We start from the raw sequence: 16339 nt of genomic DNA on the forward strand, positions 1-16339 counted from the left end.
GCCGCGGTCGGTCCGGTCAGTCGGTGGGCGCGCCGTTCAGGACGTCCACCCTGCCGGTGTCCAGCGAGTAGTAGGCGCTCACCACGGCCAGCTCGCCCTCTTCGGCGAGCGGCGACAGGGAGGTGTTGGAGCGCAGCGCGGCGGCGGTCTGTCCGGCGTGGACGCGGATCATGGCGTCGACCGGGTCGGCGGCCTTCTGCGCGACGGTCGCCTCGTACGCGGTGCGCAGGGACTCGGAGATCGACTGGAGGTTTCCGGGCAGCGTCGTGCGGTCGTGCATCGCCTTGTACGCCGCCTTGATGGCTCCGCAGCGCTGGTGGCCCAGGACGACGATCAGCGGGGTGCCCGCGGTGAGGGGTCCGTACTCGACGGATCCGGTGACGACCGGTGCGACCACGTGTCCGCCGGTGCGTATGACGAACAGATCGCCTATGCCGGTGTCGAAGACGAGCTCCGGCGGCACCCGGGAGTCGATGCAGGACAGGACGACGGCGTACGGCTTCTGCTCCTCGGCGACGGCCTCGCGGCGGCGGGGGTCCTGGTCGGGGTGGAGCAGCGCGCCCTTCACCCAGCGCCGGTTCCCCTGCATCAGCCGGGTGAAGGCACCCGAGGGTGAGTCCGGCCGTGCGCTCGCGGACGGTGACGGAATGGATGCCGCACCCGCGGCTCCGACCCGTGCGGTCGGCTCGGCACCGCTGGACGACGAACAACCGGTCAACAGGGCGGCGGTGGCCGCCAGTCCGCCGGTGACGATGGTTCTGCGCTGCGGATTTCCGGTGATGCCCATGATGTCTGTTCCCCTCCGGCCTGCACGCACGGTGCGCCCTTGATGCGTGGGCGTCGTACCGAGGCGTATGAGACTGCTGTGACGTGCTGTCACTCTCGCCGGAGGTCGGCAAGGGGAGATCCAGCGCTGATGCAGCGCACGGAAAGCGTTCGTCCAAGACGCGAAGGGCATCGGCGCCGTCATGGTCTGAACACGGAGCGCTTCCTATCCGTAACGGTTCAAAGGAACCGTGATCGGGTCCCGCACGCATGCAGCCAGGAACGGCCCGACACGTTCAGCCGGGCACGGTCGCGGGCCACCCGTCGTCGAGAGGTCGGTAGTCGCGTGAGCAAAGCAAGGCGAGCAGCGCCCCGCAAGGCAGCTGCGGGAGCTCCCGCGGCTCAGCCGACTCCACCGCCTCAACGGCCTGAGCAGCCGAAAGCGACCGGGCGCAAAAAGGGCATCTCCTTCACCCACAACTGGCGGGTGGCACGGCGACTGCGGGCCATCCTGCTGATCCCGGTCGTGGTCACGCTCGTGCTCGGCGGATTCAGGGTGACGCGCGCCGTGGACACCTGGCAGAGCGCCGACGACGCGGTCCGGGTCGCGGAGTTGGTGCAGGCGGCGAACAAGTACGCCAGTGACGCGATCAACGAGCGTGATCTGTCGGTCGTCCCGTTGCTGCGGGGCGACACCGACTCGAGTGTCGTCGCCAAGGCGCGCAAGATCACCGATCAGGACAGGGCCGCGTTCGACAAGACGGTGGAGCGGATGCCCCGAACCGAGCGTCTGCTGAGAAGGGTCGAGGTCGTCCAGAGCGGCGGCAAGCAACTCGCCGGCATCCGAGACGCGGCGTTCACGTCCGCGCTGCCCGGGGTGCAGACCGAGGAGAAGTACCACCTGATCCAGCACCCGCTGATGGAACTCTCCAACGAGCTCGGCTTCGGCAGCAGCAACCAGGCCAGCTTCGGCCGCGCCCTGTACGCCATCTCGCTCACACAGGCCGCCGAGTCCCTGACCCGGGCCATCGGCACGCACATCCTGGCCGAGGACCGCAGCAAGCTCAAGGAGGGTGAACTCGCCACCCAGCTCGCCTCGTTCCGCTCCTACGCCTATCTCCAGCAGGTCGCGCTGGTGGAGTTCGACGGCGCCGCCACGAGCCAGGACACGACGCGGCTGAAGAAGGCGCTGGCGGCCGCGAAGACCAAGGGCGAGCAGCAGGTCACCCAGGCCGCGGCGCGTGCCGACGCGGCCGGCGAGGACTACGTCGTCCCGCCGGCCATGACGACGATGATCAGTGAGATCGCGTCGGGGAAGTCGGCCGCGGACCTCGCGGAGCAGGGCATCACCACCGACTCCTTCTTCGCCGCCTCCACGCTCTCCTTCGACGCGTACCGCCAGGTCGAGGTCTATCTCAGCGACACCGCGCTCGCCAACGCGAAGGACATCGCCGACAGCGCGCGCCGGGACGCCATCGTCCTGTCGGCCGTGGTCCTCGGCGCCGTGCTCGCCGCGTTCCTGATCGCCGCCGGGGTGGCCCGCTCGATGAGCCGCCGGATGAGTGTCCTGCGCGGCTCGGCGTTCCAGATCGCCGAGCAGCGGCTGCCGGCCCTGCTCTCCCAGCTCAACCGTGCCACTCCCGGCCGGGTCGACACCCGGGTGGCGCCGATCCCGATCACCTCGACCGACGAGATCGGCGAGGTCGCCCGGGCCTTCGACCAGGTGCACCGTGAGGCGGTGCGGCTGGCCGCCGAGCAGGCGGCGCTGCGGGGCAACATCAACGCGATCTTCACCAACCTGTCGCGCCGCAGCCAGTCGCTCGTCGAGGGTCAACTGGCCCTGATCACCGACCTGGAGAACAACGAGGCCGACCCGGACCAGCTGGACAACCTCTTCCGCCTGGACCATCTGGCCACCCGTATGCGCCGCAACGGCGAGAACCTCCTGGTCCTCGCCGGCGAGGAGTCCAACCACCACGGGATGCCGCAACTCGCGCTGATCGACGTGCTGCGGGCGGCCGCCTCGGAGGTGGAGCAGTACGAGCGCATCGAGCTCTCGGGCGTCCCGGAGGCCGAGATCCACGGCCGCGCCGTGAGCGACCTCGTACATCTGCTGGCCGAACTCCTGGAGAACGCCACCGCGTTCTCCACACCGCAGATGAAGGTGTATGTCACCGCGGGCCGGCTTCCCGACGGGCGGATCATGGTGGAGATCCATGACAGCGGCATCGGTCTGACCGCCGAGGACTTCGCCGCCATCAACCACAAGCTCGCCCATCCGCCGACCGTCGACGCCAACATCTCCCGGCAGATGGGTCTGTTCGTGGTCGGCCGACTCGCCGACCGGCACGGCATCCGTGTCCAGTTGCGGCCGTCGCGACAGCAGTCGGGCACGACGTCGCTGATCATGCTGCCGCACACGATCACCTACGCGGCGGCGCATGAGGTTCCCGTCGACTCGGCCGCGGGCTCCCCCTATCCCCTGGAGAACGCACCGCACTTCGCGGGTCCCGACGGGAGCATCGTGGAGTCGTTCTCCCAGGGCGGTCAGAGGGCCCACGCGGCTCGGGACCAGTCGGGCACGGACGCGATGAGCCGCTACCTCTACCGCGAGGAGCGGCGCCGCCTCACGGAACATGACGAGCACGAGGACGTTCCTCGGTAGGCAGCCGGCGAGCCCCCGGGGTGCGACGCCGTCTGCCCAACAGGGTGCCGCACTCCGGCCGGTGGACCCATCAGAGCAATGTTCGACCTGTCGGACATTGTTCGAAACCTCTTGACGCTGCACCACACCCCGTTTGACACTCTCGCAACACGACGTCACACAGCCGAAACGCCAGGGTGTCCACCGCCGAGGCCACCCCCGTCGACGGCCTGCTCCGCCACGCCTTTTTCCCTCCCCCGTCAGCCATGCCTCAGCAGGGAAACCCCACATGACGTACTTCGCACGTCCGCGCACCCGCGCGAGACGCCGGACGGGCCGATTCGCCGGCCTGACCGTCGCAGCGCTGTTCCTCGGCCTCACCGCACCGCTCCTCCCCGCGCAGGCGGCCGACACCGCGGACGTCACCGACGGACTGGCTCTCTGGTACAAGCTCGACGCCTCCTCCGGCACCACCGTCACCGACGCCTCCGGCAACGGCCGGGACGGCACGGTCAACGGGACCGCCGGCTGGACGGGCACCGGCCAGGGCCTCGCCTTCAACGGCTCGGACACCTACATCAAGGTGCCGAACGACGTCATGAAGGGCATGGACTCGATCAGCGTCTCCATGGACGTGCTGATGGACGAGTCGCAGAGCACCCCGTACTTCATCTACGGCTTCGGCAACACCACCAGCGGCGCCGGCAACGGCTACCTCTTCGCCACCGGCAACTCGCTGCGCACCGCCATCGCGTCCGGCAACTGGTCGACGGAGCAGAACACCCGCCCCACCGACTCGCACAACCTGACCCGCTCGGTGTGGAAGCAGCTCACCTACACCCAGACCGGCACCACGGCCGTGCTGTACGAGGACGGCGTGGAGGTCGGCCGCAACACCTCGGTCACCACCACCCCGGGCTCCATCGGCTCGGGCACCACGACCGCCAACTACATAGGCAAGTCGGTCTACACCAGCGACAAGCTCTTCAAGGGCAAGATCCGTGACTTCCGGGTCTACGACCGCGCACTCGCCGGCTCCGAAGTCGAGCAGCTCTCGCTCCCCGTCGCCGAACAGGGCGTCGCCGCCGACAAGGCGGCCCTCACCCTGGGCGACACCAGCGCGGTGACCGCCGATCTGACCCTGCCCAAGACGGGCACCGCCGGCGGCTCCTCCATCACCTGGGAGAGCGACAACACCGACGTCGTCTCCGGCTCCGGCGCGGTGACCCGCCCCGCCTCCGGTCAGCCGGACGGCCACGCCACGCTGACCGCGACCCTGAAGAAGGGCAGCTTCAGCGCCACCAAGACCTTCGAGGTCACGGTCCTGCCCGCCGTCGACGACACGACCGCCGTCCAGCAGGCCGCCGAGGCACTGACCGTGCACAACCTCGACGACGTCCGCGGCAACCTCACCTTCCCGGCCGAGGGCGACCTCGGCACCAAGGTCTCCTGGTCCTCCGCGAACACGGACGTCGTCTCCGCCGAGGGCGTGGTCCACCGGCCCGCGCACGGCGACGGCACCACGACCGTCGAGCTGACCGCCACCGTCACCAAGGGCGACGCGAAGACGACCCGCACCTTCACCGCGAAGGTGCCGGAACTGCCCGAGAAGGAAGCCCTCAAGGGCTACATGTTCAGCTACTTCACCGGCGAGGGCACCTCGGACGGCGAGCAGCTCTACGCCGCACTCAGCAAGGGCAACGACCCGCTGAAGTGGCGGGAGTTGAACGACGGCAAGCCGGTCCTGACCTCCACGCTCGGCGAGAAGGGCCTGCGCGACCCGTTCATCATCCGCTCCCCCGAGGGCGACAAGTTCTACCAGATCGCCACCGACCTGCGGATCTACGGCAACGGCGACTGGGACGCCTCCCAGCGCACCGGCAGCAAGTCCATCATGGTCTGGGAGTCCACCGACCTGGTGAACTGGACCAACCAGCGCCTGGTGAAGGTCTCCCCCGACGCGGCCGGCAACACCTGGGCCCCGGAGGCGTACTACGACGAGAAGCTCGGCGAGTACGTCGTCTTCTGGGCCTCCAAGCTGTACGACAACGAGGCCCACTCAGGCGACACGTACAACCGCATGATGTACGCGACGACCCGTGACTTCTACACCTTCAGCGAGCCCAAGGTCTGGGTCGACCGCGGCTACTCGGTCATCGACTCCACGGTCATCCAGCACGACGGCACGTACTTCCGCCTCTCCAAGGACGAGCGGAACAACACCTCCTCCACGCCCAACAGCAAGTTCATCTTCGAGGAGAAGAGCGACACGCTCCGCAACCTCTCCTGGACCGCCGTCGCCGAGGGCATCGGCAAGGGCGAGATGAGCGCGGCCGAGGGCCCGTTGGTGTTCAAGTCGAACACCGAGGAGAAGTGGTACGCGTTCCTCGACGAGTTCGGCGGACGCGGCTACATCCCCTTCGAGACGACCGACCTGGCCTCCGGCGCCTGGAAGCCGTCCACCGGCTACGACCTGCCCTCCAAGCCCCGGCACGGCACGGTGCTGCCGGTCACCCAGGCCGAGTACGACCGGCTCCTCAAGACGTACCAGCCGGACCAGATCATCACGGGCGTCGAGGACGTCAAGGTCGAGACGCGCATCGGTGACGCCCCGGTCCTGCCCGCCACCGTCATCGCCGAGTCCGCGGGCGGCGTGAAGCGTCCCGTCGCCGTCACCTGGGAGGACGTGGCCGCATCGCAGTACGCGCAGGCCGGCACCTTCACGGTGAAGGGCGACCTGGCGGGCGACTCCGCGATCGGCGTCAGCGCCGAGGTCACCGTCTCCGCCGAGGGCCCGGACGTCCCGGCCGACCTGCTCCTGCACTACGACTTCGACGAGAGCGGCGGCAGCATCGCCCGCGACTCCAGCGGCCACGGCTACCACGGCACCTACGTCCGTACGCCCGACTTCGGCACCGGTGTCGAGGGCGGCTCGTTCAAGATGTCCGGCGGCGACAGCGGCTCCAGCTCGCCGTACGTCAAGATCCCGGGCGGCGTGCTGAAGGACACGAACAGCGTCACCGTCTCCACGTACGTCAAGTGGAAGGGCGGCGACAACTTCCAGTGGCTGTTCGGACTCGGCCCGGACAGCAACAAGTACCTGTTCGCCACCCCGTCCAACGGCAGCGGCAAACTGTTCTCCGCGATCACCAAGGCCACCTGGTCCGGCGAGAAGCAGATGATCGGCGGCTCCCGGCTCACGGCCGGCGAGTGGCAGCACCTCACGGTCACCCTGGACGGCGCGACCGGGACGGCGATCCTCTACGTGGACGGCGCCGAGGCGGCCCGGGTCAACGGGGTCACTGTCAAGCCGTCCGAGCTGTACGACTCGGCGAAGGACTACTCCGGCTACATCGGCAAGTCCCTCTACTCCCCCGACCCGTACTTCGGCGGCGAGGTCGACGACTTCCGGATCTACAACCGGGCCCTGACGCCCGCCGAGATCCTGGAACTCAGCGGCAACACGACCGGGATCGCCGCGGCGACCCACCCGGCGCTCAAGACCGACGCGATCATCACCGACAAGGACAGCAAGATCGTCCTGCCGCTCACCCCGGGCAGCGATGTCACCGCTCTGGCACCGCAGTTCACCCTCGCCCACGGTGCGACCATCAGCCCCGCCTCCGGCACCCTGCACGACTTCACGAAGCCGGTGACGTACGAGGTAACCGGCTCGGACGGCAAGAAGCGCACCTGGACGGTCTCGGCGGCGATCATGAAGAGCCCGGTCCTGCCCGGTCTCAACGCCGACCCGAACGTGGTCCGCTTCGGCGACACCTTCTACATCTACCCGACCACCGACGGCTTCGACGGCTGGAGCGGTACGCAGTTCAAGGCGTACTCCTCCAAGGACCTGGTCCACTGGACCGACCACGGCGTCATCCTGGACCTGGGTCCGGACGTCTCCTGGGCGGACAGCAGGGCCTGGGCGCCGGCCATGGAGGAGCGGAACGGCAAGTACTACTTCTACTTCTGCGCCGACGCGAACATCGGTGTCGCGGTCTCCGACTCACCCACCGGCCCGTTCACGGACGCGCTCGGCAAGCCGCTGCTGAAGGCCGGTGCCTACACGGGCCAGATGATCGACCCGGCCGTCTTCACCGACGACGACGGCACGTCGTACCTGTACTGGGGCAACGGCCGCGCCTATGTCGTCCCGCTCAACGACGACATGGTCTCCTTCGACGCCTCGAAGGTCACCAACATCACGCCGAGCAACTACAACGAGGGCTCCTTCGTCATCAAGCGCAAGGGCACCTACTACTTCATGTGGTCGGAGAACGACACACGTGACGAGAACTACCAGGTCGCCTACGCCACCGGCCCCTCGCCCACCGGTCCCTGGACCAAGCAGGGCGTGATCCTGGAGAAGGACCTCTCGCTCGGCATCAAGGGCCCCGGCCACCACTCGGTGGTCCACGTCCCGGGCACCGACGACTGGTACATCGTCTACCACCGCTTCGCCATCCCCGGCGGTGACGGCATGCACCGCGAAACCACCATCGACAAGATGGAGTTCGACGCCGACGGCCTGATCAAGAAGGTCGTCCCCACCCTGGAGAGCATCGACCCGGTCACCATCGCCCGGGCCGGCGCGGACGCCTCCGGCAAGGAAGGCGACAAGATCCAGCTCAACGGCACGGTGTCCGGCGCGGGCACCGCCAAGTGGACCGCCGAGGCGGGGGCGCCCTGCACCTTCGCCGACGCCGGTGCCGCCCGTACGACGCTCACCTGCACCGACAACGGCACGTTCAAGGTGACGCTGACCGGCGGCCGCAGCAGCGACACGGCGACCGTCGAGGTCGCCAACTCGGCACCGGCCCTCACCTCCGCCGCGGGGCCGAAGTCCCCGGTGTCGGTGGGCAAGCAGGCGGTCGTCACGGCCGGGTTCACCGACCCGGGCACCCGTGACACCCACACCTGCACGGTCGACTGGAAGGACGGCACCGTGCCGACGGCCGGCACGGTCACCGCGTCCGGCTGCCGGGCGGAACACACCTACCGCAAGGCCGGTATCCGCAACCCGGTGATCACCGTCACCGACGACGACGGCGCCTCGGACAGCAGGACGCTCCCCGAGCTGATCGTCTACGACCGAGCCGCCGGACCCGCGTTCGGCACCGGCCTCTTCACCTCGCCGGCCGGGGCCTACCCCGCCAAGCCGACACTGACCGGCAAGGCCGCCTTCTTCTTCACCGCCTTCTACACGAATCTGACCTCCGTCCCCGTCGGGCAGATGTCCCTCGACTTCGGCCCGGCCAAGCTGAAGTTCCGTTCCACCGGCTCCGACTGGCTCGTGGTCACCGGCTCCCAGGCCGTCTACCAGGGCACCGGCACGGTCAACGGCACCGACGGCTACGCCTTCCGCGTCACCGCCACCGATACCCCGGACAGCTTCCACGTCAGGATCTGGAAGAAGTCCGGTGGTGACGTCGTCTACGACAACGTCACCAGCTCGAAGATCACCGGATTGATCACCATCGGCGACCGTCGGGAGTGAACACCCCGGCCGGGCGTACCGGTCACGCCGTCCCCCCACACTCGACGGCCAACCCCCCACAGGAGGACCTCATATGAGCCCACGTCAGGACAAGGAGCACAGTCCTCGAACGGCCATACCCTGGCGCACCACACTGGCCGTCACCGCGCTCGCCGCGGCCCTGCTCGCGGGGCCCGGCGTCGCGCAGGCCGCGCCGAAGGCAGCGCCCGTCCCACAGGAGCAGGTGGCGGCGGCCACCATCACCTGGACCCTGGAACGGGCGAGCAATCCCACGGCGGACCAGCAGACGGCGTACAACCTCATCACGGCGGCCATGAACGCGGCCGTGGCGCGCTACAACAACCTCAGCGACCTGGGGAAGAGCATCACCGTGCGCTACGACCCGGGCGTGCCCACCGCCGACGGCAACATCAACGGCACCATCCGCTTCGGCAACCGCAGCTACATGACCGAGAGGACGGCCCTGCACGAGATCGCCCACACCATCGGGGTGGGAACGAGCTCGGGCTGGTCCGCTCTCGGCGGCAGCGGCACCTGGACCGGCGCGCAGGCCACGGCACTGGTCCGGCAGTTCGACGGCTCCGGCGCCAAACTGTCCACGGGCGGTGGCCACTTCTGGCCCTACGGACTGAACTACGAGAACGAGATGTCCGGTACGGCGGCCGACCGCCATGTGCAGATCGTCGCCGCCATGGTGCGTGACGGGCTGTAATCCACGACCGGGAATGCCTGGGGTGTCGAACCCCCCAGGCATTCCCTTATTTCTGGCGGAGTCGGTCGGCGAGGTCGCTCAAGTCGGCGGCGTGCACGTCGAATCGGTCCGAGGCAGTGGGCGGGTCGCCGGCCGGGCGGGGCACATAGGCGGTGCTCAGGCCGAGGCTCTGCGCTCCGCGCAGGTCCCAGGCATGGGCGGCGACCATCAGCAGCCGCTCCGGTGGTAGCCCGGAGACGGTGACAGCCAGTCGGTAGACGGCCGGGTCCGGCTTGTAGGTCCGGGCGTCCTCGGCGGACAGGGCCTGATGCCAGCGCAGTCCGGCGTGGAAGCGTTGATGCCCAGGAGCGCCGTCCGGCTCGCGTTGGAGAGTCCGATCAGCGGGAACCGTTCGGCGAGCCGGGCGAGCCCCGCGACGGTGTCGGGCCAGGGCGGGAGCCGGCGACCCGACAGGGACAGCGCCGTCACCGCCGCGGGGTCGTCGACTCCGGCGGCGTCGGCGACCACGCGGGCGGCTTCCAGGTCCAGTACGTCGGTGGGGACATAAGCCCGGACACCATCGAGGATGCGGCGCTGCTCGGTCTCGATGTGCCGCTGCCACAACGACAGGAGCTCCTCGATTCCGGGGTCGTCGAGCTTCGGGGCGAACGCACGGATACCGGCGCGCAGACCGGCGGGTTCGTCGACGAGGGTGCCGAGCACGTCGAACACGATGGCGTCGATCTCCGGCTCTGCCATGGGGAGGTCTCCTGGACGAAGCTGGGACGGGTGAGCGCTCGTGGGGACAACGCGACGAGCGGCCACCCCGATTCCCGAACCGGCTACGCGCTTCGAGGCTGCGCGTAGCCCCGCCTGGAGGATGAGGGAAGAGAGCGGGTCCGCGTGGTGAAGTGTGGGCCTCTGACAACTCCGACAGCAGGGAGCGTTCCTTCCGATGACCACACAGCCCGCACGGCCTGAGCGCAGCGGTCCCGAGACCGCCTCGGTGGTGGATGTCTCGCCGTTCAAGGCTTCTCTCGTCAAAGCTGTGTTCAGGGACGTGACCCCGATGCACGTCTCCCGGTCGGCCGCGTGGGCCGCCGCGTCGGTGACGCGGACAGTGCTGGCGGAGATCATCGACGGCGCGAGGAGAGCGGCGGCGGCGGAGGCCCGGAAGAAGCTGATCCCCGGGGACCTTCTCGCGGCGATCGACCGGAACGTCGAGCTCGAGGTGGGGACCAAGTGGTACGACCACAGCCCGACGTTTCGAGGCCTGACCGGTGTCCTGTACGACGCCGAGGGCGTCATCGTGTCTTCTCGCAAGCGCAGCAGGTCGCGCAAACCGAGTGCTGTGGTCGGTGCCCACAGGTTCGAGGCCGGGGTCAAGAAGCTGCTGCGGAGCCGGCGGGCGACGGCCGTCCCGGCGATGGTCCGCGACCTGGACGGAATCGCGAGCGTGCTCCTGACGGACCTCGCCCTGGACGCGGTCAGGGTGGTCCGCGAGGGCGGGGTCCAACGTTTCGGCACGGTCACCCTGGAGATGTCGGGCGAACCGGCCCCTCCCCCGTTCCACAAGGATCCCCTCCGGGCCCTGTCCACCCGCAGGGGGGACGGGCGGACCATCGGCAGGGAAGACATCCTGGCCGCCACCACGATGCAGTTGTTCGGCGGCAACCTCAGGCAGCGAGCCCTCACCGAGGCACGCCGGGCGGCACAGACCACTTCGGCCGGCTGAGCGGTGCGCGGTCACTGATCTCCCGGTGACGATGCCGGTGGGCCGCCCGCTCCGGCATCGGGCTCCGGGAGGCATGGCAAGATCCGCAAGCATGAGCAGCATCGAACAAGCGGATCGCCCCGTCGCCCTGGTCACCGGCTCCACCTCGGGCATCGGGGAGGCCGTCGCGCGCAGACTGGCGGCCGACGGGACGCGTGTCGTCGTGCACTCGCGGCGCAGCGTGGACGCGGGCAGGGCGCTGGCGGCGGAACTCGACGGCGCGTATGTGCGGGCCGACCTCGCGGTCGAGGACGAGGCGCGCGCCCTGGTGGAGGAGACGCTGGGCCGCTACGGCCGGCTGGACGTCCTGGTCAACAACGCCGGCATCAGCTGGCCCATCCCCCACCACGACCTCGCCGCGGCGACACCGGCGGACTGGCGGCAACTGCTGGAGGTCAACCTGATCGCCCCCTGGGTGCTCTGCACCGCCGCCCTTCCCGCGCTGCGCCGGTCCCCCACCGGCGGCTCCGTCGTCAACATCACCAGCCACGCCGGGGTGCGCCCCAAGGGCTCGTCGGTGCCCTACGCGGCGAGCAAGGCCGCGCTCAACCACGTCACCCGGCTCCTCGCGGCCGCCCTCGCACCCGATGTACGCGTCAACGCCATCGCCCCGGGCCTGGTCGACACCCCCATGACCAAGGACTGGACGCAGGCCCACGAACTGTGGCGCGACCGCGCCCCCATGGGCCGCCCGGCCCGGCCCTCCGACGTGGCCGACCTCGTGGCCTCGGTCATCGCCAGCACCTACCTCACCGGCGAGGTCATCGTCCTGGACGGCGGACTCAACCTCACCTGAGCGGTCGCACCTGCTTCCCTGCGCTCCGCGGCGGCCGGCGGCACAGTGGACCTATGGACGCAGACGACAGGAACCTGCTCGCCCGGGGACGCGTGGCGACCCGGCTGCCCGCCCAGGATTTGGAGCGGGCCCGGCGTTTCTATGCCGAGAAGCTCGGGCTGGAGCCCGTCGACGAACGGCCCGGCGGGCTGCTGTACCGGTGCTCGGGCTCGGACTTCGCCCTCTTCGCCTTCACGGGAGCCTCGGCCGGCACCTTCACGCAGATGGGCTGGGAGGTCGACGACATCGAGGCCGTCGTGGCGGAGCTCAAGCGGCGCGGCGTGGTGTTCGAGGACGTCGATGTGCCCGGTCTGCGCACGAAGGACTCCATCGCGGACGTCGAGGGCAACTATCCCAGCAAGGGTGCCCGGGGCGAGCGCGCCGCCTGGTTCCGGGACAGCGAGGGAAACCTGCTGGGCGTCGGTGAGCCCGTCGTCTGAGGGACGGTCCTCGCAGCCGGTGCGTGTCCGGCCGCTTTCCGGGTCTACAGGAGGACGACACATCCTCGTCGTTCCAGCTCGGCGAGGAGCGACGCGGGAGGTTCGCACGCGTTCCAGCGCAGGTCCAGCTTCTCCAGGGCGGGCATCTCCAGCACCCGGTGCGGCAGTTGGACCAGTCGGTTGCTGCGCAGGTCGAGGTGGCGGAGGCGGGGCAGTGCGGTGAGGGGCTCCGGGAGTTCGGCGAAGGCGTTCTCGCGCAGGTCCAGGTGGCGCAGTTCGTGGAGGTCGGCCACGGTCGGCGGCAGGCTTTCGAGTGCGTTGCCCCGGAGCCAGAGTTCGCGCAGGCCGCGCAGGTCGCCGAGGCTGTCGGGCAGGGCGGTCAACTGGTTGTGCTGGGACCGCAGTTCGATCAGCCCGGCCATCAGGCCGATGGTTTCCGGCAGCGCGGTCAGCTGGTTCTCCCCGACGTTGAGGTAGCGCAGTCGGGTCAGGTTGCCCAGGGACTGCGGGAGTTCGACCAGCTCGTTGTCGTGCAGATAGAGGCAGCCGTCGAGGGCGGTCAGGTCTCCGAGCGTCCCGGGCACGGCCGGGAGGAGGTTGTGGCCGAGGTCCAGTGTGGTCAGTCGGTGCAGCCGGCCGATCGCGGCGGGGAGCTCCGTGAGTCCGTTGTCCGCGAGGATCAGCACCTGGAGTTCGGTCCTGTCCCACACCGACTCGGGTACTTCTCCCAGCTGTTGACGCCAGAGGTTCAGGACGTGCGGCACGATGTGTTCTTCCTTCCGGTGTACCAACGGTGCAGAGCCAGTCTCGATCATTCGCGGCTTCTGCCCGTTACTCTTCCGGCGTGTATGCGTACGAGGAACTCACGTCGGCGGAGCGGCAGTTGTGGGACGCGTATCCCACGGGCCGTTCGGTGGACTTCCGTACGGGTGCGGCGGAGGACGACCCCGGCAACGGGGGCGACTGGGGCGACGAGCGGACCGTGCGAGCCGGTGTGGTGGCCGCCCTGCTCCTCGGCGCGAACCCGGCCCGGCCGGGAGGGGTGCCCGCACTGCGGCTCGCGGGCGCGCGGATCAGTGGGGGCCTGGAGCTCGGCGGGGCCGAGATCGGGCATGTCATGCGGTTCGAGGGGTGCTGGTTCGAGCAGGGCGCCGGACTGTACGGCGCGACCACCCGGACGATCCAGATCAAGGGCAGCAGACTGCCGGGGCTCGACCTCAGCATGGCCAGGGTGGAGGGCAGGGTCGCTCTGCGGCACACGGTGGTCAGCGGAGCCGTGAAGCTGCTGAACGCGCGCGTGACCGGTGAGCTGGTACTCAGCCACGCGGCCCTCTCACATCCCGACGGCTGGGCCCTGTACGCCGGCGGGCTCGTCATGGAAGGCGGGCTGTTCTGCCGTACCGCCACCGTGCACGGCGGCGTGCGACTCGTGGGCGCCCAACTGCTCGGCGGCCTGCACATGGAGCGGACGCGGCTGCACCATCCCGGGGGTGTGGCGCTCCTCGCCGACCACGCGGTGGTGAGCAGCATGGCGCTGTCCGAGGGGTTCACGGCCGAGGGGACGGTCAGCCTGCGGGGCACGCAGATCACCGACCAGGTGAGCTTCGACGCCGCCGTGCTGCGGGCCGACGGCACGGCCCTCGACTGTGCCCGTATGCAGGCGGGAATCGTCGTCTTCACCCCGGCCCGGGCGCCGTCCGGCATGGTGGATCTCGAGGACGCCCGGGCCGTCGCCCTCCACGACCGGGAGGGTGTCTGGCCGGAGCGCGTACGGCTGCAGGGCTTCACCTATGGCTCCCTGCACGAGAGCAGCGAGCTCCAGGCGTCGTCCGTGGAGCGTCGTGTGGCGTGGGTGCGACGCCATCCGGGGTACGCGGCCCAGCCGTACGAGCAACTGGCGTCCTGGTACCGGCAGATCGGCCATGACGACGACGCCCGGCGCGTACTGCTGGCCAAGCAGCGCCATCGCAGAAGAACCCTGTCACTGCCCGCCCGGCTGTGGGGCCACCTTCTGGAGGCCACCGTCGGCTACGGCTACCGCCCGTGGCGTGCGGGCGGGTGGCTCGCGGCGCTGATCCTGCTCGGCAGCACGGTCTTCGCCTCCCACACCCCCACGGCGACCGAGCCCGGCCAGGTGCCCCCGTTCAACCCCTTGGTCTACACGCTCGACCTGCTGATTCCCATCGGGGGTCTCGGCCAGCGCACGTCCTGGTACTGGGAGGGCGGTACGGCCGCCTGGCTGTCGTACGCCTTGATCGCGGCGGGCTGGATCCTCACGACGGCGGTACTCGCCGGCATCACCCGGACCCTGAACCGGAACTGATTGCACCCTCCCTCCCCGACATCGCAACCGATGGTTGCGCTAGGGCGTCTTCGGTCGTACTCTGATACGCAACCGATGGTTGCAAAAGGGAGCCGGGTATGGAGTACGGAAGCATCGAGCGCGACCTTCACGTCGACGCGTCGCCCGACGTGGTCTTCGAGGTCGTCAGCCGACCGGAACACATGCGGGAGTGGTGGCCGGACGACGCCCGGTTCGAGCCCGCCGAAGGGGCACCGGGAGAGCTCTTCTGGCGTGACAAGGCCACGGGCGAGACCAAGACCGTCGCGTTCACGGTGGTCGAGGTCGACCCGCCCAAACGGTTCTCGTTCCGGTGGTGCCACACCGGTGCCGAACGCGGCGGTGACTCCCTGCTGGTCACCTTCGATCTCGTGCCGACGCAGACGGGGACCCTGGTGCGGATGACCGAGACCGGGTTCCGCGAGATGGGCTGGGAGATCGCCGTACTCGAGGAGCAGTACCGCGATCACGTGAGCGGCTGGGACCACTACATCCCCCGGCTGGGCGCCTACGCCGCGCGGCTGGCGTCGACCCGATGAGCACGCCGGTCGACGACGACCTGTGGTCCGCGATCGGCGACCCGACCCGGCGCACCATGATCGACCTGCTCCTCGCGTCCGGACCGGGGACCGCGACCTCGCTCAGCGCGAGCCTTCCCGTCACCCGGCAGGCCGTCTCGAAGCATCTCGCCGTTCTCGACCGGGTCGGGCTGGTCCACGCCGAACCGGCCGGACGGGAGCGGCGCTACCGCGTCGACGAGGCCCAACTCGCCCGCGCGGTCGCGCAACTGGCCGCGGTCGGCGCCACCTGGGACGCCCGGCTCCGCCGTATCAAGCACTTCGCCGAAACGATCGAACGAAGCCGCACCACTACGGAAGGAACATGACCATGGTCGACATCCTGCACCGCATCGGCGCCGTCGCGCCGCTGGACGAGGTCTACCGGGCGCTCGCGACACCCGAGGGCCTCGCCGGCTGGTGGACGACCGACACCACGGGCAAGAGCGAGGTCGGCGGCCGACTGGCGTTCCGCTTCGGCGACGTCGGCGGTTTCGACATGGAGATCCTGGAACTCGACCCCGCCGGCCATGTCCGGTGGCGCGTCACGGACGGCCCCGCGGAATGGATCGGCACCGAGATCGACTGGACCCTCAGCCGGACCGACGACTACACGATCGTCCTGTTCAAGCACGAGGGCTGGCGCGAGCCGGTCGAGTTCATGCACCACTGCAGTACGAAGTGGGCGCTCTTCCTGATGAGCCTCAAGGAGTACGCCGAGACGGGCCACGGCAGCCCGGCACCTGCCGATGTCCGGATCAGCGACTGGCACTAGAGGGGCGCTGAGCGCCG

12 protein-coding genes and 1 pseudogene are annotated in these 16339 nt (G+C 69.4%); 10 read left to right on the plus strand and 3 right to left on the minus strand.

Annotated elements, in window-relative coordinates; all coding sequences use genetic code 11:
* Positions 1-16: 16 nt before the first annotated feature.
* Positions 17-787 carry a carbonic anhydrase gene (locus QF037_RS05520; RefSeq protein WP_307022388.1) on the minus strand — a complete coding sequence of 257 codons (771 nt, stop codon included), beginning with the start codon at positions 785-787 and terminating at the stop codon, positions 17-19.
* Positions 788-1252: 465 nt separating this feature from the next.
* On the opposite strand from QF037_RS05520, the gene QF037_RS05525 reads away from it, so the two are divergent.
* From QF037_RS05525 to QF037_RS05535, 3 genes are all read left to right on the plus strand, one after another.
* On the plus strand, positions 1253-3430 hold the full coding sequence (locus tag QF037_RS05525) for a sensor histidine kinase (protein ID WP_307022390.1): 2178 nt from the start codon (positions 1253-1255) through the stop codon (positions 3428-3430).
* A gap of 268 nt (positions 3431-3698) precedes the next feature.
* The gene (locus QF037_RS05530) at positions 3699-8909 is read left to right on the plus strand and encodes a family 43 glycosylhydrolase (RefSeq protein WP_307022392.1); all 5211 of its coding nucleotides are present in this window, start codon (positions 3699-3701) and stop codon (positions 8907-8909) included.
* A 73-nt stretch (positions 8910-8982) separates the two neighbouring features.
* Complete coding sequence (locus QF037_RS05535; protein WP_307022394.1) at positions 8983-9621, plus strand: hypothetical protein; 639 nt, start codon at positions 8983-8985, stop codon at positions 9619-9621.
* 46 nt (positions 9622-9667) lie between these two features.
* Here QF037_RS05535 and QF037_RS05540 read toward each other — a convergent pair.
* Positions 9668-10359, minus strand: a pseudogene (locus tag QF037_RS05540) (haloacid dehalogenase type II).
* A gap of 196 nt (positions 10360-10555) precedes the next feature.
* Here QF037_RS05540 and QF037_RS05545 point away from each other — a divergent pair.
* From QF037_RS05545 to QF037_RS05555, 3 genes are all read left to right on the plus strand, one after another.
* Entirely contained in the window at positions 10556-11335 is a 780-nt protein-coding gene (locus QF037_RS05545; protein ID WP_307022396.1) for a hypothetical protein, read from the plus strand.
* Between the two features lie 91 nt (positions 11336-11426).
* Positions 11427-12170 (plus strand): SDR family NAD(P)-dependent oxidoreductase, encoded by a 744-nt coding sequence (locus tag QF037_RS05550; RefSeq protein WP_307022398.1) that lies wholly within the window; start codon positions 11427-11429, stop codon positions 12168-12170.
* A gap of 53 nt (positions 12171-12223) precedes the next feature.
* The gene (locus tag QF037_RS05555) at positions 12224-12649 is read left to right on the plus strand and encodes a VOC family protein (protein ID WP_307022400.1); all 426 of its coding nucleotides are present in this window, start codon (positions 12224-12226) and stop codon (positions 12647-12649) included.
* Between the two features lie 44 nt (positions 12650-12693).
* Here the strand turns inward: QF037_RS05555 and QF037_RS05560 are convergent, their stop codons facing one another.
* Positions 12694-13413 (minus strand): leucine-rich repeat domain-containing protein, encoded by a 720-nt coding sequence (locus QF037_RS05560; RefSeq protein ID WP_307022402.1) that lies wholly within the window; start codon positions 13411-13413, stop codon positions 12694-12696.
* A gap of 80 nt (positions 13414-13493) precedes the next feature.
* Here QF037_RS05560 and QF037_RS05565 point away from each other — a divergent pair, with 80 nt between their 5' ends.
* The 4 genes from QF037_RS05565 to QF037_RS05580 all read left to right on the plus strand — a co-directional run bounded on the left by QF037_RS05565 (position 13494) and on the right by QF037_RS05580 (position 16322).
* Complete coding sequence (locus tag QF037_RS05565) at positions 13494-14972, plus strand: oxidoreductase (protein ID WP_307022404.1); 1479 nt, start codon at positions 13494-13496, stop codon at positions 14970-14972.
* A 98-nt stretch (positions 14973-15070) separates the two neighbouring features.
* Complete coding sequence (locus QF037_RS05570) at positions 15071-15529, plus strand: SRPBCC domain-containing protein (RefSeq protein ID WP_307022406.1); 459 nt, start codon at positions 15071-15073, stop codon at positions 15527-15529.
* Positions 15526-15876 (plus strand): ArsR/SmtB family transcription factor, encoded by a 351-nt coding sequence (locus tag QF037_RS05575; protein ID WP_307022408.1) that lies wholly within the window; start codon positions 15526-15528, stop codon positions 15874-15876. The genes QF037_RS05570 and QF037_RS05575 overlap by 4 nt, the downstream gene beginning before the upstream one ends.
* On the plus strand, positions 15873-16322 hold the full coding sequence (locus QF037_RS05580) for an SRPBCC family protein (protein ID WP_307022410.1): 450 nt from the start codon (positions 15873-15875) through the stop codon (positions 16320-16322). Before QF037_RS05575 ends, QF037_RS05580 begins: the two co-directional genes overlap by 4 nt.
* Positions 16323-16339: the final 17 nt, after the last annotated feature.

Source organism: Streptomyces canus (assembly GCF_030815415.1).
Lineage (GTDB): Bacteria > Actinomycetota > Actinomycetes > Streptomycetales > Streptomycetaceae > Streptomyces > Streptomyces canus_F.